The sequence below is a fragment of the Streptomyces sp. NBC_01669 genome (genome assembly GCF_026339735.1).
GTDB classification, from domain to species: Bacteria; Actinomycetota; Actinomycetes; order Streptomycetales; family Streptomycetaceae; genus Streptomyces; species Streptomyces yanii.
Genome location: NZ_JAPEQG010000002.1, coordinates 649,577 through 671,588, shown reverse-complemented (window position 1 = coordinate 671,588; position 22,012 = coordinate 649,577). Strand labels below are relative to the sequence as shown.

Genomic DNA, 22,012 nt, shown 5'->3' with positions numbered 1-22,012 from the left:
GAAGGGGGGTGGGTCGGATGATGCGAGCGTACAAGTTCCTTATGCGGCCCACCGTGGGCCAGACGATCGCACTGGGCGAGATGCTGCGCGATCACTGCTCCCTCTACAACGGTGCCTTGCAGGAACGCCGTGACGCGTACCGGCACGTATCGAAGACGAGCATCAAGTACGGGATGCAGTCCGCGCAGCTCAAGGAGATCCGGGTGCACGACCCGGAGCGTCAGGGCCGGTGGTCCTTCTCCTCCCAGCAGGCGACGCTTCGCCGTCTCGACAAGGCATTCGCCGCGTTCTTCCGCCGCGTCAAGGCGGGGGAAACGCCGGGCTACCCGCGCTTCCGTGGCGTGAACTGGTTCGACACGGTCGACTTCCCCAAAAACGGGGACGGCTGCCGCTGGGACTCCACTCCGCACGACCCGGTCACCCGCGTCCGCTTCCAAGGTGTCGGGCACGTCAAGGTCAACCAGCACCGGCCGGTGGTCGGCAAGGTCAAGACCGTGTCCCTCAAGCGTGAGGGCAAGCGCTGGTACGTGATCCTGACCGCCGAGCAGACCGCGCCTAAGCCGCTTCCCGCGACCGGCTCTGTGGTCGGCATCGACATGGGCATAGCCAACTTCCTTGCCGACTCGGGCGGCGAGTTCATCGAGAACCCCCGGCACGGGCGGAAGGCCGCCGCGAAGCTCGAAGCGGCACAGCAGGCTGTCGCTCGGTGCAAGCGCCGCAGCAACCGGCGTAAGAAGGCCGTCCAGAAGGTTGCGGACCTGCACCGAAAGGTTCGCCGTCAGCGCCTCGATCATGCACACAAGACCGCGTGGGGCCTGGTCCGCGAACACGACTTCATCGCGCACGAAGACCTTAAGATCCGCAACATGGTCAAGGCCCCCGCACCGAGGCCCGACCCCGACCGGCCGGGCAGCTTCCTGCCCAACAGGGCCGCCGCAAAGGCCGGACTCAACCACTCGATCTCGGATGCCGGATGGGGGGTGTTCCTGACGATCCTGCACGCCAAGGCTGAAAGTGCCGGACGAGACGTGATCGCTGTGGACCCCCGCAACACCTCCCGGACCTGCCCCGAATGCGGGCACGTCGCAGCGGAGAACCGGCCCACACAGGAGAAGTTCCACTGCGTCTCGTGCGACCACAGCGCGCACGCGGACACGGTGGGCGCCCTGAACGTTCTACGGGCCGGGCTGGTCCGTCGCGAAGCCGCACCGGCATAGCGAGAAGCCCCCTCGTTCACGAGGGGGAGGAGTCACGCTGCCGGACAACGACTCCGGTTCGTCTCTGATGACTCGCCCGCCTATGTGTGGGCGGCCGGATCCCCTTCGCCGCCCTCGTCTCCTTCTTCGAGGTGTGAGCTCCGCTGTGACGAGACGGCGGCCGACCACGTCGCAGGCGGGCGCGTCGGGCGATGCGCCAGGTGCCTGGTCAGCGCCGAGGACCGTCCTTGTGGCCGCGCCGGATCCAGTGCGCCCGGCGCTGGTAGCGGGCGACTGGCGGGGTGACCGCTGGACCGTGCGACGGCGCGGCCTCGCCGGTCGGCGGCGGGGTCGGGGCGGGCGTGTCGCTGGGCGGACGGAGCCCTTCCGCCGAGTACTGCGTCGTGGCGATGCTCTCCACGAGCTGCTCTTCGGTGAAGCTCTCCGAACCGGACACATGAGGTACGAAGCCGATGAGTACTCCGTCGCTGACGATTTCCGCGTCGAGTCCCGAGGCCCCGTCGACGTCCCACAGCGCCTCGATTCCCTCGTTGAGGACGACCCGGATCCCGAACTCGTAGACGCCCGCCTCCACCAGATGGGCCATCACGCCACGGGCACGAAGCGCCGACACCAAACGGCCGGCACGTTCCGAATCCATACCGGCGCACCTCCTTCGGGTACGGGCGCGCGAAGTGGACAATCGAACGCAGGCTCGTCCCGAGTGCCTCGGAACCGTCCTGGCGAACAGTGGCCTTGCCGGTCACGGCCGCCAGTCCGGGCCGGCCACCGGCGCACAGCACATGGGCGGCGTGGTGTCGATCGCTGTCGCGCAGTGCAGCGCCCCTTTCTTAGGCCGCTGACTTCACGGGATTCGGCTGCGGCGGAGCCGGGAAACAGGGCGAGCACAGAGCCCCTGCCAGGGCGAACCGGCAAGGATCCCTACTGTACGGCCGCCGTCTCTGTCAGCTCTCGGTATGCTCCGCCAGGCGCTCACCCTCCGTCTGGGACGGCCGGGTGCGCCACATGGCGGGATACTCGGCCTCGGCGGGATCCGTGTTCCCTTCCAGCCTCTCCCCTTCGGCCTGTGACGGCGTCGGGTACTTGACGTTCTGGCCCATGGCCGCCTCGGCGGCCGCAACGCGTGCCTACAAAATGAGCCTAACGCGTCGCCCGGCTGGCGGCCTGGGCTGCCCGCATCGCCGCACAGGCCTGGCCCGGACAGCAGATGCTGCGCGACTTCGAGCTCGTCGTCGGCCCGGCCGGGGTCGGTGAAGGTGGGAACGAACGCGCGCTGGGCAGATCACCTCGACCCCAGGATGCTCACGCAGCCATGTGACCAGGATTTCGGCGTCCCGTCCTGGCAGCAGGCCGAGCGGTTTGCGGGTCTCGCAGTCGATGAGCACGGTTCCGTATTGCTGCCCGCGGCGGGTGGCGAAATCATGGATCCGAGCACCTTGGGCACCTCCCAAGAGGGATCAGGAAGCGCCATCAGTAGCCGCAGCAGCGTCATCCGACTGATCACACTGTGCAGTGCTACGGCCGGCCGGGCCTCCGCCCGGCCGGCGAGAGCCACAGCCACTCGGCGGTGCGCACCGGTCACCTCGGTGGAGGTTGCCGCTCCCGGGACTCGAACTCGTCCAGGCTGCCTCCGACGGCGGCGAGGAATCCGCGCCGAGGATCGTGCCGATGCCAGGGACGCTCAGGACGATGTCGGCGAGTTCGTGCTCGCGAAACCGGCCCTCGATGAGCTTGCCCATCTCGCGGATCTGCTCGTTGAGGGTCATCACCTCCTCGGCCAGGGTGTGGACCAGCTTGGCGATGGTCTTCTCCCCAGGGACAGCGGTGTGCTGGCGCTCGGCGGCCTCGACGGCGGCTTCGGCCAGGGCTCTGGCGTCGCGGGCGTCGGTCTTGCCCTCGCCGCGGTAGCCGTCGGATGCCCGGTTCACCAGGCGGCCGGGGAGATGGAGGACTTCCTGGCTGTGGTTGATCAGCAGGGCCAGCAGCAGCGCGGGCTCCCCGCCGGTCATGTCGATGGCCCAGGTGACCTCACGGTCGCCGGCCAGGTCGAGAACGGCGCCGACCAGTTTCAGCAGCTCGGGCTCGTCGTTGGTGACCCGTCGCGACAGCAGGGTCTTGCCGTCGGCATCCAGCGCAAGGCCGTGGTGATGTCCCTTGCCGCTGTCGATCCCCGCCCATATCCGGCTCATCGCAGCGACTTCTTCGCAGCCTGATCACACATCACCCGATCCACAGCTCTTGACAATTGAGCATGCTCCTGACACCAGTGGCACTGCACCACTCCCACGAACGGCATACCCCGAAGGGGGCGATCAGCGCATGACCAAGCCTGAGAGCGCGGGATACGACTACGACGTCGTCATCAGCGGAGCTAGCCTCGCAGGCAGCGCCGCAGCGATTTTGCTCGCTCGACGCGGGGTTCGCGTCGCACTGCTGGAACGCCGCTCGGACCCCGAAGCGTACAAGGTGCTTTGCACCCACTCCCTCCAGGCCAGCGCCTACCCGGTGCTGGACGAACTCGGCCTTGTCCCCGCTCTCGAGAAGGCTGGAGCCGTCCGCAACGAGGCCCGCTGGTACACCCGCTGGGGATGGATCGAGCCGAGGGCCGCGCCGGCAGGCCCCGAGCTACCGTACGCGTACAACATTCGGCGCAGCACCCTCGACCCGCTCATCAGGTCCCATGCGTCGGAGACCCCTGGCGTCGATCTGCTCCTCGGCCACCATGTGACCGGGCTGGTCCAGGAAGCCGGGCGAACCGTGGGGGTGCGCGCGTCGACACCACAGGGCGAGCGGGAGATCCGGGCCCGTCTGGTGGTCGGCGCCGATGGCAAGGACTCGGCCGTTGCGAAGTTCGCCGGGGTGCCTGCTCGGCAGTACGAGAACGCGCGGTTCGGCTATCTCACGCACTTCCGCAATCTTCCACTGCACGGCGGGATCGGTCACGCCTGGTTCCTCGAGCCCGACATGGCGTACGCGTTCCCGAACGACGACGGGGTGACGGTGATCGCGGTGCTCCCGGACAAGAAGCGGCTGCCGGCCTTCCGGGCAGATCTGGAGGGCAGCTTCTTCGAATTCGTCCGCGCCCTGCCTGAGGCACCACCCATCGACTCCGCCGAGCGCATCACGAAGATCACCGGCACTGTCAACTACCCGCTTCTCAGCCGCGAGCCGACCGCACCGGGCATCGCGTTGATCGGCGACGCCGCCCTGACCGGCGATCCCCTGTGGGGAGTGGGATGCGGCTGGGCTCTGCAGTCCGCGCAATGGTTGGCAGAGGCGGTCGCCTCGGCCGCAACCGGTCGGGGCGACCTCAATAGGTCGCTCGTCGTGTATGCACGCAGACACCGGCGCCGGCTGCGCGGTCACCAGTATCTGGCCGCTGACTACGCCAACGCCCGTCCGTTCAATCCCTTGGAGCGGCTGATGTTTTCGGCGGCAGCGCGCGATGAGTCGGTGGCGCGGCACCTGTATCTGTTTGCATCCCGTCTGATCGGTCCGCTGCGTTTCTTGAACCCCGTGGCAGTGGCCAAGGCTTCGGCCGTCAACATCAAGCATCGCTGGGCGGCCGTACCAACCGCGCACCTGTCACACACAGAGTCATGACCGGCTTCCCTCCCACTCCACTCGCTCTCGGCAGCTTCCGCAGAAAGGAACACTGAACCGTTCCGGGGGCCTGTGGAGGCTTGATTCCATTGGCGCGCGCGACACCTGACCACAAATGAAACGGACAACAAAGAATCAAACGCTCACTTGACGCGACTGGCCGGCCCGGGAGCTCGGCCCACCCCCACGACATCCGCTGTCCGGTGCCACACGACATGGCGGAGCCTGCGGACCTTCTCCCTGCTGTACGACCATGTGGCGCGCCCGTCGGGGCCCAGGTCAGTCATCTTGTCCCTGGGAGACGCCTTACGGGCGTGAAAGGGTGCGATTGGTGCTCCGGCCGACCCTGATTATTCCTCCCGGCGAATCCAGGTCCGGGCGAGTTCCGCGACCCAGGTGGCCGCCGCGCCGGGAGCGGGCGGGGGCGCGCCGACGACGACGAGTTCGGTGACGCCCGCCGCACCGAGTGCGGGGACGTGCTCCGGGATGCCGTCGCTCAGCGCGACGGCGACCGTGAGCTCGTCAAAAGCGCGACCGTGGCGGGCGCACTCGTCGGCGAGAACGGCAATGCGCGCCGGGACGTCGGCCGCCGGGACGTTGAAGCCGTACCAGCCGTCGGCGAGCGTGGCCGCGCGGCGCAAGGCGGCGTCGCTGTTGCCGCCGACCACGACCGGGAGCCGGCCGCCGCGCAGCGGCTTCGGATTGATCCGGATCGCGTCGAAGCGGGTGAACTCCCCTGTGAAGGAGGCCGGATCCTCGGCCCAGAGGGCGCGCATCGCGGCGAGGTACTCGTCGGTGCGCCGCCCGCGCTTGGCGAACGGGACTCCGAGCGCTGCGAATTCCTCGGCCGACCAGCCTACCCCGACGCCGAGGCTGAACCGCCCGGCGGAGAGCACGTCGAGTGTGGCGGCCTGTTTGGCGACCAGGACCGGGTTGTGCTCAGGCAGCAGGAGTACGCCGGAGGCGAGCTCGATCCGGCTGGTGACCGCCGCCGCGAAGGTCAGGGCCAGCAGCGGGTCCAGCCAGTCCGCGTCCGCGGGCACGGCGATCCGGCCGTCCGCGGAGTAGGGGTAGCGCGAGGCGGGCGCGTCCACGAGCACCACGTGCTCGCCGCACCATAGCCTCGCGAAGCCGTGCGTCTCCGCGGCTGTGGCCACCGCACGGATCACCTCGGGACGGGCACCGTCACCGATACCGAGCGCGTGCAACCCGACTCGCATTCTCCACCTCCGGGCCTCACCTTAAGTGCGAAGCGCCGACGCGCTCGGGTGACATGGCGCGCCGCGCGCGGCATCGGCCGCGGGTTCGGCCACGCCTCAGCGGCCTTCTGCGTCGTTCTGATACATCCGCCCTGCCGCGGTACGGCGTGGCGGAGCCCTTCGGCGGCAGGGTCGGCCGTTGTGCCTGACCCCCCGTTACGAAACCCCCCACAGAGCCAGGGCGGCAGAGGGCTCGAGCCGCTCCGGCGAGAACGTGAGGCGCAGTCAAGCCGGGGAACCGGCCCGTATGGAGGTCAGTAACTGCATGCTGTCGCGCGCGCTGGAACGGCAGAAGGCCCGGGCTGGGAGTCCGGGCCTGTGTGAGCTGGGTGCCTGTGGTGTATGGGCTAGGGTGTCGGGCCGGGCGGAGCCGTAGCGCAGAGGTCGTCGCGCGCGGTCTCCAAAACCGCGAGGACGCCGGTTCGAATCCGGTCGGCTCCGCCCTTCCTGCCCCGGACATGGGCTTGTTGTCCCATTCAGTTGGGGCCCGCCGGCCACTCGGCAGCCTGCGGCGTTGCGCGTGCATCAGGGCCGTCAGCTCAAATCGGCCCCGGGCATCTCCAGCTCATCCCGGAGGGTGGGGGTGAGGACGATGCGGGCGGTGCGGTATTGCGTCGTGCTCCACCTGTTCGGGGAGAGAGGGTGCTGCTGGTCGGGGCACATGCGGGTTCGACGGCTGGAGCCCCATGGAGCCGTCCGCCGAGAGGTGACCACCCTCCGCCCAGACCTACACGTGTGGTGGACAGGCCACGGTTCTGGAACGTGGTGTGGTCGGCCTGCCACTGCACGGTCAGCCGGCTCACGGTGGCCGGGCGCTCCACGCGGCTTGTGAGTGACAGAGCGGCCAATGGCGAGGGGTGGACCGGTGACTGACAGGTTGTTGCGGCGCAAGTGTGACTGTGCCCCTCGTCTGTGTCCTGGTCGTGCACCAGCGCCGTGCCCCTGGCGGACCTCCGGCCGGCGGGTCTTCGCGCGCCGGTCCCCACCGGTCCCCGCCCACCGCCGACCCGACGAAGACCCGCCATGACCAGCCTCATCCCCACGCCCGCGCCCCGGCCCGACCAGGACCCCGTGGCGCTCGTCCGTGCCGCCTTCGCCGCGCTGAACCGCCATGACCTCGACGCCTGCACCCGGCTGATGACGGAAGACTTCGTCATCGACATCGCGGGGATGCCCTTCCAGATGCGGGGACGCGACGCGTGGCGGCGGAACGCCGAGGTGCTGCGTGCCGCCGCCACGACTTCGAGGTCCGATCGGCGACGTCTTCGGCTCGGGCGACCGGGTCGCGGTGCGGCCGACGATCCGGGGCACGTACCGCGGTGAGTTCCGGGGCTTCCCGGCCACCGGCCGGCTGGAGGTCGCTGATGGCCGTAGCCGCAGTCACGACGAAGCCGCTGAAGAAGAAGCGGCTGCCTGACGGGCAGCCGCGCGAATGGTACGAGTCCCACAACCGCAGCCTGAAGGCCTGCGCCTGGCCATCGCGCTGCTGGACGCGGGTGTCCACCGCGCCGAGCAGGCTCGTAACCGGCGGATATGCGCCACCGCCGCCCGGATCGGGAGCCACCCGCCGTCCAACACCACGTGCCGACGGTTGCGTTCCCTCATCCGCGACGCCCACTGAGTCGGGCGACCGGCGGCCCGCACCGCCGGTCGTCACTTGACGGGGCGTAGCCGGACGTGGGCGACCCCGGGGACGTCGATGACCCCGGTGGTCTCGAACTCGCGGGTATAGTCGCCTATTTCCTTGAACAGCCGCACTCCGAACAGCCGCACTCCACCGCCCAGCGGCACAGGGACCAGGTGGATCTGCAATTCGTCCAGGGTCTCGCGGCCCGGAGCCCGGAGCGGCGTTCGGGCCCGGCCGGTCATGGCCGGCCGGGCCCGGGCGGGAGGGGTCCCGCCGCCTCAGTGTGCTGCTACTGAGGTCAGAAGGTCAGCTTCCAGCTGTTGATGAAGCCGCTGTCGCCGCGGAACATGTCCTGGACCTTGAGCTTCCATGTGCCGTTGGCGGTCTTCTTGGAGGCGTCCACGGTGTAGGTGGCGAGCACGTCGTCGGCCGAGTCGCTGATGTTGGAATCCTTCAGGCGGTACAGCGTGCCGTCAGGGGCCACCAGGTCGATGGCCAGGTCACCGCGCCAGGTGTGCTTGATGTCCACGTCGACCTTGAGGGCACTCGGTGCCTTGCCGGCGATCCCGGTGACGTTGACGTCCGAGAAGACCGCGGCGGCCCCGTCCGGGATGGCGACGGCGGTGGTGTTCTCGAAGGTCTTGATCACGCTGACGACGTTCCAGGTGAACGTCGCGGTGGAGGAGGCGTTGGTCGAGTCCGTGACCGTGACTGCGACCGTGCTGGTGCCCAGCTTGGTGGGGGTGCCGGAGATCAGGCCGGTGGAGGCGTTGAGCGACAGGCCGGCCGGCAGGCCGGTGGCCGTGTAGGTCAGCGCGCCTGGGTTGGTGCTGGTGGCCTGGATCTGCAGGCTCGCGGACTTCTTGACCAGTGTGGTCTGGAGGCCGGGGTCGGTGACCGTCACACCCTGGACGATGCGGCTGCCGACGTTGATGGCGGCCCAGGCGTTGGCGGTGTTGTTGTAGGTGTCGCTGCCGAGCCCGTACAGGTCGGCGGCCGCCTGCAGGGTGGCGGTGCGGGCGGCGGCGTAGTTGGTGGAGGAGGTCATGTAGGTCGACAGCGCGCGGTACCAGATCTTCGCGGCGGCGTCGCGGCCGATCGCGGTGACGGGCAGGCCGTCGGAGGTCGGGCTGTTGTAGCTCACGCCGTTGACGACCTTGGCGCCGCTGCCCTCGGAGGCCAGGTAGAACCAGTGGTTGGCCGGGCCGGAGGAGTAGTGGACGTCGATGCTGCCGATGCCGGAGTACCAGGCGTCCTTGGACCTGCCGTCCTTGCTCGGCTGGTCCATGTAGCGCAGCGGGGTGCCGTTGCCGTTGATGTCGATCTTCTCGCCGACCAGGTAGTCACCCAGGTCGGTCTCGGAGTTCACGTAGAACTCGACGGCTGCGGCCATGATGTCCGAGGTCGCCTCGTTGAGGCCGCCGGACTCGCCGCTGTAGATCAGGCCTGCGGTGTTGGAGGTGACGCCGTGGGTCATCTCGTGGGCGGCCACGTCGACGGCGGTCAGCGGCTTGGCGTTGGCCGAGCCGTCGCCGTAGGTCATGCAGAAGCAGGAGTCGGACCAGAACGCGTTGACGTAGGCGTTGCCGTAGTGCACGCGGGAGTAGGCGCCGACGCCGTCGTTCTTGATGCCGTTACGGGCATGGACGTCCTTGTAGTAGTCCCACGTGGCCTGGGCCCCGAACGCGGCGTCAACACCGGCGGTCTGACGGTCGCTCGGCAGGCCATTGCCCCAGACGTCGTCCGCGTCGGTGAACAGCGTGCCAGTGCCGGACGTGCCGCCGTTCAGGTCGTACGTCTTGTGGCCGCCGCGGGTGCCGTCGGTCATCTCGTAGGTCGACCCCGACAGCGTGGTGCCGAGGGTGACCTGGCCGTTGTACTGGCCGGTGCCGGTGCCGGTCTCGATGCCCTGGTACTCGAACAGCTTGGCACCGGTGGTGGCGTCGGTGATGACGTGCAGCTCGGACGGGGTGCCGTCGTGCTGCACGCCGCCGATCACGGACTCCCAGGCCAGCACGGGCTTGCCGGAGGCGGCCCAGACGACCTTGCGGACGGTGTCGGCCTTCGGGGCGGTGGTGCCCTTGGCCTTGGCGCGGCCGAGCGCGAAGGACTTCACCGAGTCGGCGCTCTTCACGGCGGTGGTCGAGGCGACCTTCACCGTCGCCTTGGTCGCCTTGCTGACGCCCTTGACGGCGCCGTTCGCCGCCGCGTGGACGACGAGGTCGCCGCCGAGAACCGGCAGGCCCGCGAAGGTCCGCTCGTAGCGGGTGTGCACCGTGCCGTCGGCGTCCTTCAGGACGGACTTCGCCAGCAGTTGCTCCTGGCCGCCCAGGCCCAGGGTCCTGGCGGTGGTGGCGACGGTGGCCTGCGCATCGGCGAGCAGCGTGGCGCGCTCACTCGGGCTGAGCTGGACCTGCAGCGCGCCGGCCCGGACCTGCGGCTTGGGCGCGTCGGCCTGGGTGCCGGCGGTGGCGGACGTGGGGAGCGCAACGGCGATCATCGCGGCGCTCGCTAAGAGCGCGCTCGCGGCAACAGCCTTGCGGGGGGTCATTCTCACGCGGAACTCCTTCTGCGGCGACCGGGGTTGCGGCCGGAGACAGCCCGGGCAGGGGGTACTGTCCGAGTAGAGCTGGCGGTGCGGTGAGGAGGACATGACCGCAGCGGTGCGAGATCCCTGTGGGGAACGCCTAGCCCCGTGCGGCCGATCAAGAGCCTGCCATTGTTAACCTGTGCATGTCATGTCCTTGATGGTGTCGGGTTCCTGACATGCCGGATTCCGACAGCCCGGGTGACTCCCTGCGGTCCTGGCCGCCGCGCACGGTGGTGCAGCGGCAATACTCCGGCACCGCCGGATCTTCCTCCGCCGCCGCCCTGCGCCTCAGCAAGCTGGCACCGCTGCGCGCAACCGCAGTGCCAGCTGTCCACCGTGATGCAGGTCACTCGCCCAAGGGAGGGCTGGGTTGGAACACCTACCGGGTGGTTGGCCGTTCATCTGTGTGTGGGTGCGGAGGGGACAGTGCCCCCGGGCCTCACCTATGGCCCATGGAGAAGACCGTCCGGCTGAAGCCCCATGGAGCCCCTCGCCGAGAGGCGACCGCCCTTCGTACCCCGATCGACTGCCCCGGCCGGCCTCCCCCGACCAGCCGGGGCATTCCTGCACACGGGCTGTGCACTGCGAATTCCCGCCGCATTGCGGCGCGCACGAGTGTCCATCGAGCTGCTGGGTTCGTGATTTGCGGGGGCCGGGGGAGGGCTCAGAGGAGGCTCAGAGCTGAAGGGCTGTCCCACCGCCGCGTACGGCAGAGCTGGCTGCGAATAGTGGGTGATCGCTATGCCTGCTGCAGCAGATCCCATCGGTCGCGCCACTCGGCCACGTCCTTCGGGCGGACCGCGGTGTGTTTGGAGTCAGGATTGCGGGGGCGGGTTCCGCCCTGTTGCTGCAGGAATGCCTCGTGGCGCGCGCGTACGCCGGCCCGGAACGCGGGCCCTTCAGCCACATAGAAGTCACGGCGCCCATCGGTCACATCGACCAGGATCACCCGTTCACACGTGAGGGCGGTGGTGGCATCGATATCGGCGATCATCCAGGCACCCTGCGCGGCGACCATCACCTGCGCCACGTGCCCACCCACCTCGACGTAGGTGGCCGCTCCGCGCAGCTGCGAGGAAAGCCCTCGCAACAGGGCCTCGGCGAGCACGAGATGACGCCCGCCCTGGTGCTTCTGCGCGTTGGTGGGTTCCTTCACTGGCATAGCGTCATGATGCCGGTCAACGAACGCTCCGCGCAGGGCAATGAACATTCAGGACGTTCTTTCCTCACGGCCGAAAGCAGTCGTGGAGTGCAGCGCAAAGGGCTGAGGTCATCGCAAACACGGATCTCGTCCGCGACCTTGCTGTCATCCGCCCCCGGATCCGTCCCAACGTCGACAGCGAGCTGGTCGGAGCCCCGAGGGTCGACGGCTCCACAGCGCAGTGCAGCGAGCTGGTCGGTGGCCCACCGGCCACTGAGTGCACCGCGCGAGCCCGCTCCAGGTGCTCGTCGCGAATCGCCTGGCACAGCCTGGGGGCCGGTGCGGATGCTGGGACAGCCACAGCGTGATCATCGGGGTTGTGTGGCCTCCTGAAGATCGTGTGGTGGCCGCGGGCCATCCCTGATCTTGCGTGGGTATCCCCGGCTTCAGCCGGGGAGGGAAACGCATCCTGAGCGCGGAGGCGCGGAGCGCCGGAGTTCTCTGCGTCTATGTCGGTGACGGTCAGGTGGGCCGCTTGTGTCCTTCGATGTACTGGCGGATCACGGTGAGCGGTGCGCCGCCGCAGGAGCCGGCGAAGTAGGAGCGGGACCAGAACACGGATCCCGTGCCGGTCCGGTTGATGCGGCCGGTGTACTCGGCCCGCAGGTACCGGGAGCTGACGCCCTTCAGGCTGTTGATCAGCCTGGAGAGGGCAATCTTCGGCGGGTAGTGCACGAGAAGGTGGACGTGGTCGGCCTCACCGTTGAACTCGCGCAGCTCCGTCGAAGCCGGCGCAGACCTCGCGCATGATCTCTTCGCACCGTTTCAGCATGTCGTCATCGAAGACATCCCGCCGGTACTTAGTGATGAACACCAAGTGTGCGTGGAGGCTGTAGGTGACGTGACGAACGGTGCGGATATCGGGGTTTGGTTCCCAGCGTGGTGGCATACGCCAAGCGTAGTAGGATCGTCGAAACCAGGCTGGAAGGGGGTGGGCCGGATGATCCGTGCGTACAAGTTCCTCATGCGGCCCACCGTGGGCCAGCAGATCGCGCTCGGCGAGATGCTGCTTGATCACTGCTCGCTCTACAACGGGGCGTTGCAGGAACGCCGCGACGCCTACCGGCACACCTCGAAGACGAGCATCAGGTACGGGCAGCAGTCCGCGCAGCTCAAGGACATCCGGGCGTTCGACCCCGAACGCCAGGGCCGTTGGTCGTTCTCGTCGCAGCAGGCCACCTTGCGCCGGCTGGACAAAGCGATGCAGGCGTTCTTCCGTCGGGTCAAGGCCGGCCGGACGCCGGGGTATCCGCGCTTTCGTGGGGCCAACTGGTTCGACACGGTCGACTTCCCGAAGGACGGCGACGGCTGCCGGTGGGATTCCACCCCGCACAACCCGGTCACCCGCGTTCGTCTGCAGGGCGTCGGGCACGTCAAGGTGCACCGGCACCGGCCCGTGGTCGGCAAGGTCAAGACCGTCTCGGTCAAGCGCGAGGGCCGCACGTGGTTCGTCGTGCTGACCGCCGAGCAGCCACAGCCCGAACCACTGCCCAGGACTGGCAGCGTGGTCGGTATCGACCTGGGCATAGCCAACTTCCTCGCTGACTCAGGCGGCGGGTTTGTCCCCAACCCGCGTCACGGACGCAGCGCCGCCGCGCAGCTCGAAGCAGCACAGCAGACACTCGCCAGGTTTCCGCGTGTCCGACGGGACAAGCGGACGGCCAATCACCGCCGGGCGGTCGAGAAGGTCGCCAAGCTGCACGGCAGGGTCCGCCGTCAGCGGCTCGACCACGCCCACAAGACCGCGCTGGCCCTGGTCCGCGAGCACGATGTCATCGCACACGAAGACCTCAAGATCCGCAACATGAGCAAGATCCCGGCCCCGAAGCCGGACCCCGACCGGCCGGGCAGCTTCCTGCCCAACGGGGCCGCCGCGAAGGCCGGGCTGAACCGCTCGATCGCCGATGCCGGATGGGGGGTGTTCCTCGCGATCCTGAACGCAAAGGCTGAGAGCGCCGGGCGGGAAGTGATGGCCGTGGACCCCCGCAACACCTCCCGGCGATGCCCCGAATGCGGGCACACCGCCAAGGAGAACCGGCCCACACAAGAGAAGTTCCACTGCGTCTCGTGCGGCCACACCGCGCACGCAGACACAGTCGGGGCTCTCAACGTCCTACGGGCCGGGCTGGTCCGTCGCGAAGCCCAACCGGCATAGCGAGAAGCCCCCTCAATTTATGAGGGGGAGGAGTCACGTTCGACCAGTCATGGCTCGTATCGCGGGCCAATTCGGGCGGGTAGAACCTCGGGCGACTGCCCGCGATGTTCGCGTAGCCCGCCGCGCGGAGCTGGTTGAAGCCGACGGGGCGGGCGTTCGCCGGCTCGCGGTCCACGGGAAAGGCCGTGGCCTGGTCACCGGGAAGCGGCCGGGACGTTGATGTCGGCTGTCGGCTCGTCTGCGGCCTTTGCCGCCGGGTGCGCCTTGGTGAGGGTGCAGACGCCGTCCACACACTGGCGTTCCAGACGGCCGCGGGAAATGGTCTGCGCCAGGCCGACCATCCAGCAGGTGGGGCAGCCGCGGAAGGCGATCAGGGCCAACGGGGCCGCCAGCAGGGTGGCCGGGCCGGCGACGGGCACCAGGCCGATCGAGCTGATGATCAGCCCGAAGCCGATGGCGCCGCGCGCCAGGTGGCGCGGGACGGACTTGCTGGCGAAGTCCTTCTCGGGCGCCGCGGACTGTGCGGTGGCCCGGGCCTTCGCCCCCTGCGCGGGCTTCACGGTGTTCACGGTCATGAGTCTCCTCCGACTGGTTGGTCGATGGCTTGATCGGTCGCTGTGAAGTTCCCCCAAGGCCGGGTAGTTAGCGTTTTCGCAGGTCACGCAAGGGGCTGGTCGTCTGCGCGATTGCCGTGTAGCGGCCCGTGCGGACTCTCTTGATCATTCCTCTCTCGGTCCAGCGAGCGAGTTGTCGATAGGTGGCGACGAGGGTGACATCGCCGAGGAGCTCGGCGATCTCCCTTGCGCGCCACAGCCGTTCGGGTTCTGTCTGCAGGATGGCCAGGACACGTGCCATGCGGCTGCCGGTCTTGCCGTTGCCGGTGTTCTCCCGGACGGTCGTCGCGGGCAGTGCGGGCTCTGGCGATGGGGGCGGCAGGAGAGTGATCGTCATCAAGGTCACGACCTTGCTGCTGTCGGGGCGGCCGTCCAGTTTCCTTTCCGCGTAACGGGAGATGGGTGACTTCACCTTGCGGGTGCTGACGCGGGTTCGCCGTGCGGGCGACAGTGCCGACAGGACTCGGCGGCCGATCTCTCCGATGCCCTGCTCGAAGACTCCTTCCGCGCATACCAGCAGGTCGCGGGCGGTTTGGAGGGCGATAGTGAAGCCGCAGCGGTCGGGATCGGTGCCCGGCCTGGACTCCGCGGCCTCGACCATGGTGCGGCGCAGGAGTTGGTAGAGAGTGAGCAGGGCCCACATCTCCTGCTCGACGCCGACCGGGTCGTGCGAGCGCAGGACACGTCCGTGCAGGATGGTGTGGCGCAGGGCGTAGTAGGCGCTCTCGTGCTCCCAGCGCTCGTGATAGAGGTGCACGAGGCGGTCGGCGGGGTGACGGCGGGCGTCCAGGAGCGTGGTTGCCAGACGGTAGGAGCCCTCGAAGTTGCTGCCGTCCGTGCAGGTGACGCTCACCCGGGCTTCGACGATGCGCACCGGGACGCCGCCGATGACCGAGAGGTAGGAGGAGTCAGCGAGCGGCTGGAGGACCGGTGGGCGGCGGCGCTGGCGAATGCGGCCCAGGACCCGTGCGCCGGTGGTGTGCACGGCGGCGAGGAAGTCGTTGCCGTCGAAGCCCCGGTCCCACAGCACCAACATCTCGGGGCCCAGATGGTGCAACAGCCTGGTGGCGTACGAGGTCTCGCCCTCTCGGGTGGGGCCGAAGACCGCTGCGATCACGGCCCGGGTGCCGGTCTCGACCAGCGTCATGAGCTCGACTTGGGGATAGCCACCGTGCGGACACCGCCCCAGCCAGTTCCGGTTGCGCTCGCTGTCAGGCACCTTGATCGAGCTGCAGCCGTCGAACGACACCGTCCGATACGGGCCGAACCGTACCCCCGGCGTGGTCGGCTGGGCCAACGGCCCGGCCAGCACCTCGAACAACGCCCGCACCGGCGTGCTGCCGAGTCTGCGGCGCAGATCACGTAGCGCTTTCGTGCTCGGGCAGACGATCGGCATCCCCGACAGGCCGGCGGTCAGCTTTTCCCAGACCAGCCGGTAGCCGATCTCGGGGAACAGGCACATCGCCAGGAGGAAGTAGATGCCGACCCGCGAGGGCAGATCACGCAACCGCCGCTGTACGGTCCTGGTCTCGGACAAGACCGCGTCGACCAGCTCGAACGGCATGATCGGCGTCAGTTCTCCCAGATGTCCGGGAGCGAACCGGCCCGCGGCCACAGTCACCGTACGGGTGATGGCCGTCAGCGCCGACGGCGAGACACAATGAACAGGCAACGGAGCTCCTTGCGGGACAAGCTGTCTTGGACGACTGCCTGTACCAACGAGCTCCGTTGCCCCACGTCGAGAACCCGTCAACACCCCTTGCGTGACCTGCGAAAACGCTAACTACCCGGCCTTGGAAGTTCCCCTGATCTTGGACAGCGGGTGCTTACGCTGCGGGGGTGAAGTCTTGCTGCAGCCTGGCTCGGGTTTCGAGTGGGGTGAGGTACCCGAACTCGGGGTGCTTGCGGAGCCTGGTGCGGTTGTACTCGATCTCGATGAAGTGGAAGACGTCGGCGCGGGCGGCTTCGTGGGACTCCCAGACGGTGGTCCCGATCTCCGCTTTCAGCAAACCGAAAAAGCTCTCGGCCGCGGCGTTATCGTAACATGACCCGGTTCGTCCCATGCTCTGCCTCAGCTTCAACTTCCCTATCAACGTGCGGTATTCACGGGACGTGTACTCGCTGCCGCGGTCCGAGTGCGCGATGCAGTTCTCCTTCAGCGCGCCGCGTCCGGCAGCCATCCTCATCGCGTCGACGACGAGTTCGGCGCGGTGATGGTCGGCCATCGCATACCCGATCACCTCGCGTGTGGCCAGATCGATGACCGTGGCGAGATACCACCAGCCGGCGAGGGTGGGCAGATAGGTGATGTCCGAGACCAGCTTGGTGCCGGGCTCGGCGGCGGTGAAGTCGCGCGCGACCAGGTCCGGGGACGGGGCGGCTGTGGTGTCGGCCTTGGTCAGGCTCCGTCGTTTGCGGCGGGTGATCCCGCGGATGTCGCGCTCACGCATGATCCGCTCGACCCTCTTCCGGTTGATCCGCCTGCCCGCGCGTTGCAGGGCCGCGGTCACCCGCGGGGCCCCGTAGGCGCCCCGCGAGTCCGTGTGGATCTTCCGTATCTCCCCAGCGAGCTCCTCCTCTGCCGCCTGCCGTGCCCCAGCGGCGGGACGGGCCAGGAGGTAGGCGTAGTAGGCCGAGCGCGTCACCTTCAACGCCCGGCACAGCAGCGACACGCTGTAACCACCGGGGTTGCCCTCGGACGCCTTCTCCGCGTCGACGAACGCGTAGCGTGCGGCTACTTCGTCTTCTGCTGCGCGAAGAAGGCGGTCGCTTTTCCCAGCACCTCGATCGTCTGTTCCTGCTCGCGGACCTTGCGCCGCAGCCGGACCAGCTCCTCGCGCTCCGCTGTCGTCAAAGCGCCCGCCGGCCCCTCGCCCCGGTCGACCTTCGCCTGCTTGACCCAGCCCCGTAGGCCCTCGGTGCTGACCCCGAGTTCCCGGGCGACCTCGGCCACCGTCCGCCCGGAGGAACGGACGAGCTCAACAGCATCCTTCTTGAACTCGGCTGTGTACCGCTTGCTCGTATTGCTCTTCTTACTCACTACCTGGACTGCTTCCTCCGGGACCCATACGTCCCAGTATCAAGCTGTCCTGACCTCGGGGGGAACTTCAAGTCGATCTTCACCCCGACCTGTGCCTCGTGGGCGAGCCCGATCGAGGCGCACTTCGGGCCGCCGAGGCGTTCACCATCGCCAACCCGAACCACCCCAACCACACCGTGCGGATCCGGGCCCTGCCACGCCTACCTCCGCTGGCACAACGCCAACGCCCGCCACCGCGTGTCCTGGCCGCCGAACGAAGACACCGCGCCCGCATCCGCAGCGGAAAGGGCATCCCTGGGGCGGACGCCCACCCGCAGTCGCGGCCTGAAGAACCGGCGAACCTCATCGGTCAAAACACTAAAGGACTTCGAAGTTGGCCATCATCGCCATGTCCTCGTGCTCCAGGTTGTGGCAGTGGAAGACGAAACGCCCCCGGTAGCCAGTGAATCTGGTGATGATGGCGACCGCCTCGCCCGGGCTCAGGTCGACGGTGTCCTTCCAGCCCGCGTCGTAGGGGCCGGGGGCCTCGCCGTTGCGGGAGAGTACCTGGAAGTGCGCCAGGTGAAGGTGGACCGGGTGGTGGAAGTCGCTGGTGAACCGCCAGACCTCCAGCGCGCCCAGCCGGGGGGTGGCGTCGGCCCTCATCGGGTCGAAGGGCCGACCGTTGATCGTCCAGCCCTCGTCGCCCTGGTCGCGGAAGGCGAAGGTACGGGTCGCCGTCGCGCGCGCCGGGTCCAGACGCTCGATGCCCGACAGCCGCGCGGGCACGGCGCTGTCGTCGGTGGCGCGCCGGGCGATCCGGAAGCGCATGACCGCGGCGGTGGTGCCGCTGCCGAGCCGGTTGGCCAAGGTGACCTCCTCGCCGACCCGGTAGCGGGAGAAGTTGACGACGACGTCGAAGCGTTCCGCGGGCGCCAGTACGATCGCGTCGTGCGCTCTCGGGGCCGCCAGCAGGCCGCCGTCGGAGCCGATCTGCACCAGGGCGCCGCCGCCCGCGGGCTGGGGGTCCAGCTCCAGCCGGTAGCGGCGTGCGTTGGAGGCATTGAGGATGCGCAGCCGGTAGCGGGCGGCGTCGACTTCCAGGACGGGCCACGGCGCACCGTTGACCAGGATCACGTCGCCCAGAACCCCTTCGACGTAGTCCGGCTGCACGCCCGGGGTGTGCAGCAGGGTCGGGTCGGTCGCGGGGTAGCGGAAGGAGCCGTCGGCGTCGAAGGCCCGGTCGGTGATCATGAGGGGGATGTCCCGGTCCCCGCGCGGCAGGGGCAGGGCCTCCTCCTCGTCGTCGTGTACGAGATGAAATCCGGCCAGTCCGCGCCAGACGGAGGCGCCGGTGAAGTCCATGCGGTGGTCGTGATACCAGAGCGTGGCGGCCCGCTGCTGGAGGGGGTACTCGTAGACGCGTGAGCCGTGGGCCAGGCTGGCCCGGTGGTCGTGGTGCGGGAGCGGGCCGGTGAACCCGTCCGGCACGATCAGGTCGGTGGGGTAGCCGTCGCTGGCCGACGGGGTGCGGCCGCCGTGCAGGTGCACGACGGCGGGCACAGGAAGCGCGTTGCGGTGACGGACGACGGTCCGCCGGCCGCTGCGGGAGACGAGGGTGGGCCCGGGGAAGATCCCCTCGTACCCCCAGATCGCGGTGGTGTGGCCGGGCAGGATCTCCTGGGTGGCGGCCTTCTGCGTCACCTCGTAGTAGTCGGTGGTGGCATCCTGACGCGGGGTCAGCACCGGCGGTACCGGCAGCGGCACCCGGTACGGGGCGGGCAGCGGCAGCAGGCTGCGCAGCAGTTCCCCGGTCTGGACGCCGGCGGCCAGCCGCGGGATCTGTGTGCCCACCGCCGCCAGGGCGGCCGCCCCGCCCAGGGCGCCGAGGAGGCGGCGGCGCGGTATCGCCGGCCTCACGAGACCTCCCGCGCGGGCCGCGACGCCTCCGGGGACGTGCCGGGCCGCGGCCCCTTCCCGGACACTGACCCGCCGTCACCGGGCGCGGCCGGGACGGGGCCCGGGGGCAGGGGGCGCCACACATGGACCAGGAGCAGCAGCCCGGCGGCAATGAGCGTCACGCCCAGCGGGACGTGCACCCCCAGGGTCCGCTGGTAGCCGAGGACGGCCTGCCCGGCCTCGGCCACGAGCAGCACAGCGCTGACCGCGGCCGGCCAGCCCGGACCGCGGCCCGGGCGCCAGTACAGCACCGCCACCACGACCTGCACGAGGCCGATGGCGACGATGACGTTGGCGTTGACCGCGTGAGCGGTGAGCATGTTGTAGTCGCCGGACAGGAACCGCCCGGCGAGGACGGCCTGGGTGAACAGGGTCGCGGCGTGCACCGTCGTCACCGCGCGCAGTGCACCGCGGGCCCGCGCGGGGTGCCGTCGCGGGTCTGGCGACTCGCGTGTGCCGGAGCCGCCCGGCTCGGCGGAGGCCAACGACGGCTGCATGGACGTCTCCCCTAGGCAGTGGATGATCAGCAGGCAACCGTAGTCCGCCCTCTCATGCGCGTCTACGCCTGGACACAGGGGGCCGAGCCGCCCGCTCCTCAGACCGGGCCTCTAGGGGGCATCGCGGCGGGCGGCACAGTAACGCCTCCGACTCATCGGCCAGCTTCGCTCACCGAGGTTGCGGCAGGAGTCGCAGCGGATTGCCGCTTCGCGATCACCTGGGCCCGCAAGGAGCTACACGGCGCCGATTGGCCCGACTGGTGAGGAGGCCGAATCTGCCTGACGGTGATGCTGCCCCCCGCGGTGCGCCCCTTCGATACCCCGGGGCGCCGCCGACCGGCAGCTCCAGCAGATCGCCGCCGAAGCGCTCAACGAGGTCTACTTCCAGGCAGACGGCCTCCTCGCCGGCCAGATCGAGCACGTGCAGTGAGCTTGCTGGAGACGGGTCTTGGCGACTCCTCGCCTAGCGGGCCCGGTGCGTGCCGGCGGTGTGGACTGGGTGGGAAAGGTGGTGCCTTTGGTGCCGTTACATGCCCCTATCTCTTTGGTCAACTGGCCGGGCGGGGGTTCGGGGCGTCTGGAACGATGTGTCCGTGCATGCTGATGATCAAGTTGGCGAGGGTGTCCCCGCAGAGCTCGCGGTGTTCCTGCGGGGTGCGGTCGACGGCCGTCCGGTGAAGATCGCTCCTTCCGCCTGCGAGGGGTGCGGCGGCGGTGTGTTCTTCGTGCTGGTCAATGCGTCCGGGGCGGAACGGGAGTGTTCTGGCTGCGGGAGCCGTGCGTTCATCGCGGACAGCGAGGAGTACTGGAACGAGGAGTCCTGGGAGGACGACGAGCCTGGTGCGGCCGGCTGCCCGTGCGGGAGCGAGGAGTTCGAGGCCGCGGTCGCGTTCTCGCTCGGCGACGACGGATCGGTCCGCTGGGTGACCGTGGGCCTGCAGTGCATGAAGGACGGATTCTGTCAAGCCCCGGGTTTCGTGGAGACTGAGTTAGGTGGTTTTCTGGAGTGACGCAGGAGGTTCGGCCGCGAGGTGGTGGGCTGCCTCGTGCTCGGCAGGGGTGACGTGGCCGAGTTCGCCGTGGAGGCGGCGCTGGTTGAACCAGTCGACGTACTCGGCGACGGCGACCTCGACGTCGTTGATGCCGGTCCATGGTCCCTTGTTGCGGATCAGCTCGGCCTTGAACAGGCTGTTGAACGCCTCGGCCAGGGCGTTGGCGTGATCCGTCAACTGCAAGTGATCCCGACTCTGGAGACGGAGGTCAGGGGCGGGTGCGGGTGACGCATCCGTTCCATCCCCTGGCGGGGCTGGAGTTGGAGTTCATCGAGCGTCGGCAGTGCTGGCGTGGGGACCGGGTGTACTACTTCGACGAGGTGGGCGGCCGGTCGAAGATCCCGACGGAGTGGACGTCGGTGGCGCCGGTGGACGCGTTCGTGGTCGCCGCCGAGGGTTCGTGTCCGTTCCGGACGCAGGATCTGGTGGAGCTGGCCGGGTTGATCGACCGGCTGCGGGGTGTCGGGGAGATCACGTCGTGAGCGTCGTGGTGTTCGTGCCGTGGCTCGGGGAGCTCGCCGGTCCGGATGGGGGCGCGTTCTTCGCCGGGGTATGCGCTGGCCTGCTTCTTTCACTCCTCGTGGTATCGGCCTGGGGGTTGGCCGGGCCCGGTGGCGCCGGAATCCTGGTGACAGGCATCGGGAGAGGAGGCGGGCATGGCGACGAGAGTGGTCGATCCGGCGAAGGTGCGGGCCCTGGAGGAGTCCCGGACGCTCAACCCGCGGCCCGAGCAGGTGGTGGACGAGGCGTTCATCAACTCGCCGTTCCTGGATCCGTACGATCTGGTGCAGGTCAAGTACGAGATGGTGCGCCGGGTGCGGGTGGACAAGGTGCCCGTGGCGCGGGCGGCGCCCGCGTTCGGGTTCTGCCGGCAGTCTTTCTATGCGATCGCCGCCGCGCTGGACGCGGGCGGCCCGGCGGCTCTGGCGCCGGGCAAGCCCGGCCCGAAGGGCCCCAGCAAGCTGACCGGGCCGGTCATGGAACACCTCGAGGCCCTGCTGGAGACCAACCCCGGGCTGAAGGCGCCGGCCTTGGCGGTCGTGGTGGCCGAGTCGTTCGGGATCACCGTGCACCCGCGGTCCGTCGAGCGGGCCCTGGCCCGCAGGCGCGAGGCCCGGGCCCACGGCCAGGAGGAGAACATACGAGGCGCCGACCGCTGAGGCGGACGGCGGGACAAGGACCTCGGAGGAGTACGAGCGGCTGCGGTCCGCGGTCGTTC

18 protein-coding genes, 1 tRNA gene and 5 pseudogenes are annotated in these 22,012 nt (G+C 69.0%); 10 read left to right on the top strand and 14 right to left on the bottom strand.

Going from position 1 to position 22,012, the window contains the following annotated elements; all coding sequences use genetic code 11:
* Positions 1 to 17 precede the first annotated feature (17 nt).
* The gene (locus tag OG972_RS44000) at positions 18 to 1,217 is read left to right on the top strand and encodes a transposase (RefSeq protein WP_266992127.1); all 1,200 of its coding nucleotides are present in this window, start codon (positions 18 to 20) and stop codon (positions 1,215 to 1,217) included.
* 208 nt (positions 1,218 to 1,425) lie between these two features.
* Here the strand turns inward: OG972_RS44000 and OG972_RS43995 are convergent, their stop codons facing one another.
* Together OG972_RS43995 and OG972_RS43990 are read right to left on the bottom strand one after the other, a co-directional pair.
* Positions 1,426 to 1,857 carry a hypothetical protein gene (locus OG972_RS43995; protein WP_266992125.1) on the bottom strand — a complete coding sequence of 144 codons (432 nt, stop codon included), beginning with the start codon at positions 1,855 to 1,857 and terminating at the stop codon, positions 1,426 to 1,428.
* Positions 1,858 to 2,822: 965 nt separating this feature from the next.
* Positions 2,823 to 3,406 (bottom strand): annotated as a pseudogene (locus tag OG972_RS43990) (IS110 family transposase); the annotation flags it as partial.
* Between OG972_RS43990 and OG972_RS43985 the strand changes: the two are divergent.
* Complete coding sequence (locus OG972_RS43985; protein ID WP_266992124.1) at positions 3,372 to 4,820, top strand: NAD(P)/FAD-dependent oxidoreductase; 1,449 nt, start codon at positions 3,372 to 3,374, stop codon at positions 4,818 to 4,820. The pseudogene OG972_RS43990 and the gene OG972_RS43985 overlap by 35 nt on opposite strands.
* Positions 4,821 to 5,170: 350 nt before the next feature.
* Here OG972_RS43985 and OG972_RS43980 read toward each other — a convergent pair whose 3' ends face one another.
* The gene (locus OG972_RS43980) at positions 5,171 to 6,040 is read right to left on the bottom strand and encodes an LLM class F420-dependent oxidoreductase (protein WP_266992123.1); all 870 of its coding nucleotides are present in this window, start codon (positions 6,038 to 6,040) and stop codon (positions 5,171 to 5,173) included.
* 405 nt (positions 6,041 to 6,445) lie between these two features.
* On the opposite strand from OG972_RS43980, the gene OG972_RS43975 reads away from it, so the two are divergent.
* The 3 genes and pseudogenes from OG972_RS43975 to OG972_RS43965 all read left to right on the top strand — a co-directional run bounded on the left by OG972_RS43975 (position 6,446) and on the right by OG972_RS43965 (position 7,700).
* A tRNA-Trp gene (locus OG972_RS43975) sits at positions 6,446 to 6,520 on the top strand.
* Between the two features lie 582 nt (positions 6,521 to 7,102).
* Positions 7,103 to 7,402, top strand: a complete 300-nt coding sequence (locus OG972_RS43970; RefSeq protein WP_266992121.1) for a nuclear transport factor 2 family protein — start codon at positions 7,103 to 7,105, stop codon at positions 7,400 to 7,402.
* Between the two features lie 41 nt (positions 7,403 to 7,443).
* Positions 7,444 to 7,700, top strand: a pseudogene (locus OG972_RS43965) (hypothetical protein).
* 32 nt (positions 7,701 to 7,732) lie between these two features.
* Here the strand turns inward: OG972_RS43965 and OG972_RS43960 are convergent.
* The 4 genes and pseudogenes from OG972_RS43960 to tnpA all read right to left on the bottom strand — a co-directional run bounded on the left by OG972_RS43960 (position 7,733) and on the right by tnpA (position 12,386).
* Complete coding sequence (locus OG972_RS43960; RefSeq protein WP_266992119.1) at positions 7,733 to 7,891, bottom strand: hypothetical protein; 159 nt, start codon at positions 7,889 to 7,891, stop codon at positions 7,733 to 7,735.
* A gap of 113 nt (positions 7,892 to 8,004) precedes the next feature.
* Complete coding sequence (locus tag OG972_RS43955; protein WP_266992990.1) at positions 8,005 to 10,257, bottom strand: M4 family metallopeptidase; 2,253 nt, start codon at positions 10,255 to 10,257, stop codon at positions 8,005 to 8,007.
* 778 nt (positions 10,258 to 11,035) lie between these two features.
* Positions 11,036 to 11,506 carry a hypothetical protein gene (locus OG972_RS43950; protein WP_266992117.1) on the bottom strand — a complete coding sequence of 157 codons (471 nt, stop codon included), beginning with the start codon at positions 11,504 to 11,506 and terminating at the stop codon, positions 11,036 to 11,038.
* 453 nt (positions 11,507 to 11,959) lie between these two features.
* Positions 11,960 to 12,386: pseudogene (gene tnpA / locus OG972_RS43945) on the bottom strand (IS200/IS605 family transposase).
* Positions 12,387 to 12,437: 51 nt separating this feature from the next.
* Between tnpA and OG972_RS43940 the strand changes: the two are divergent.
* Positions 12,438 to 13,652, top strand: a complete 1,215-nt coding sequence (locus tag OG972_RS43940) for a transposase (RefSeq protein ID WP_266992115.1) — start codon at positions 12,438 to 12,440, stop codon at positions 13,650 to 13,652.
* 194 nt (positions 13,653 to 13,846) lie between these two features.
* Here the strand turns inward: OG972_RS43940 and OG972_RS43935 are convergent, their stop codons facing one another.
* From OG972_RS43935 to OG972_RS43920, 4 genes and pseudogenes are all read right to left on the bottom strand, one after another.
* A complete protein-coding gene (locus tag OG972_RS43935; protein ID WP_266992113.1) occupies positions 13,847 to 14,227 on the bottom strand; it encodes a hypothetical protein in 381 nt (126 codons plus the stop codon).
* Between the two features lie 67 nt (positions 14,228 to 14,294).
* The gene (locus OG972_RS43930) at positions 14,295 to 15,938 is read right to left on the bottom strand and encodes an IS4 family transposase (RefSeq protein ID WP_266992111.1); all 1,644 of its coding nucleotides are present in this window, start codon (positions 15,936 to 15,938) and stop codon (positions 14,295 to 14,297) included.
* 154 nt (positions 15,939 to 16,092) lie between these two features.
* Positions 16,093 to 16,974: pseudogene (locus OG972_RS43925) on the bottom strand (IS3 family transposase); the annotation flags it as partial.
* A 26-nt stretch (positions 16,975 to 17,000) separates the two neighbouring features.
* On the bottom strand, positions 17,001 to 17,306 hold the full coding sequence (locus OG972_RS43920) for a transposase (protein WP_266992109.1): 306 nt from the start codon (positions 17,304 to 17,306) through the stop codon (positions 17,001 to 17,003).
* A 78-nt stretch (positions 17,307 to 17,384) separates the two neighbouring features.
* On the opposite strand from OG972_RS43920, the pseudogene OG972_RS43915 reads away from it, so the two are divergent.
* A pseudogene (locus tag OG972_RS43915) lies at positions 17,385 to 17,634 on the top strand (IS630 family transposase); the annotation flags it as partial.
* Between the two features lie 29 nt (positions 17,635 to 17,663).
* On the opposite strand, the gene OG972_RS43910 reads toward OG972_RS43915, so the two are convergent.
* A complete protein-coding gene (locus tag OG972_RS43910; protein WP_266992107.1) occupies positions 17,664 to 19,205 on the bottom strand; it encodes a multicopper oxidase family protein in 1,542 nt (513 codons plus the stop codon).
* Positions 19,202 to 19,741, bottom strand: coding sequence for a hypothetical protein (locus OG972_RS43905; protein WP_266992105.1), 540 nt, complete (start codon positions 19,739 to 19,741; stop codon positions 19,202 to 19,204). The genes OG972_RS43910 and OG972_RS43905 overlap by 4 nt, the downstream gene beginning before the upstream one ends.
* A 593-nt stretch (positions 19,742 to 20,334) precedes the next feature.
* On the opposite strand from OG972_RS43905, the gene OG972_RS43900 reads away from it, so the two are divergent.
* Complete coding sequence (locus OG972_RS43900) at positions 20,335 to 20,751, top strand: hypothetical protein (RefSeq protein WP_266992103.1); 417 nt, start codon at positions 20,335 to 20,337, stop codon at positions 20,749 to 20,751.
* Here the strand turns inward: OG972_RS43900 and OG972_RS43895 are convergent.
* Complete coding sequence (locus OG972_RS43895; RefSeq protein WP_266992101.1) at positions 20,731 to 20,970, bottom strand: integrase core domain-containing protein; 240 nt, start codon at positions 20,968 to 20,970, stop codon at positions 20,731 to 20,733. The two genes, OG972_RS43900 and OG972_RS43895, sit on opposite strands and share 21 nt — an antisense overlap.
* Before the next feature lie 47 nt (positions 20,971 to 21,017).
* Here OG972_RS43895 and OG972_RS43890 point away from each other — a divergent pair, with 47 nt between their 5' ends.
* Positions 21,018 to 21,275: a DUF5372 family protein gene (locus OG972_RS43890; protein WP_266977827.1), complete on the top strand. Its 258-nt coding sequence runs from the start codon at positions 21,018 to 21,020 to the stop codon at positions 21,273 to 21,275.
* A gap of 174 nt (positions 21,276 to 21,449) precedes the next feature.
* Positions 21,450 to 21,953, top strand: a complete 504-nt coding sequence (locus OG972_RS43885) for a helix-turn-helix domain-containing protein (protein ID WP_266977828.1) — start codon at positions 21,450 to 21,452, stop codon at positions 21,951 to 21,953.
* Positions 21,954 to 22,012: the final 59 nt, after the last annotated feature.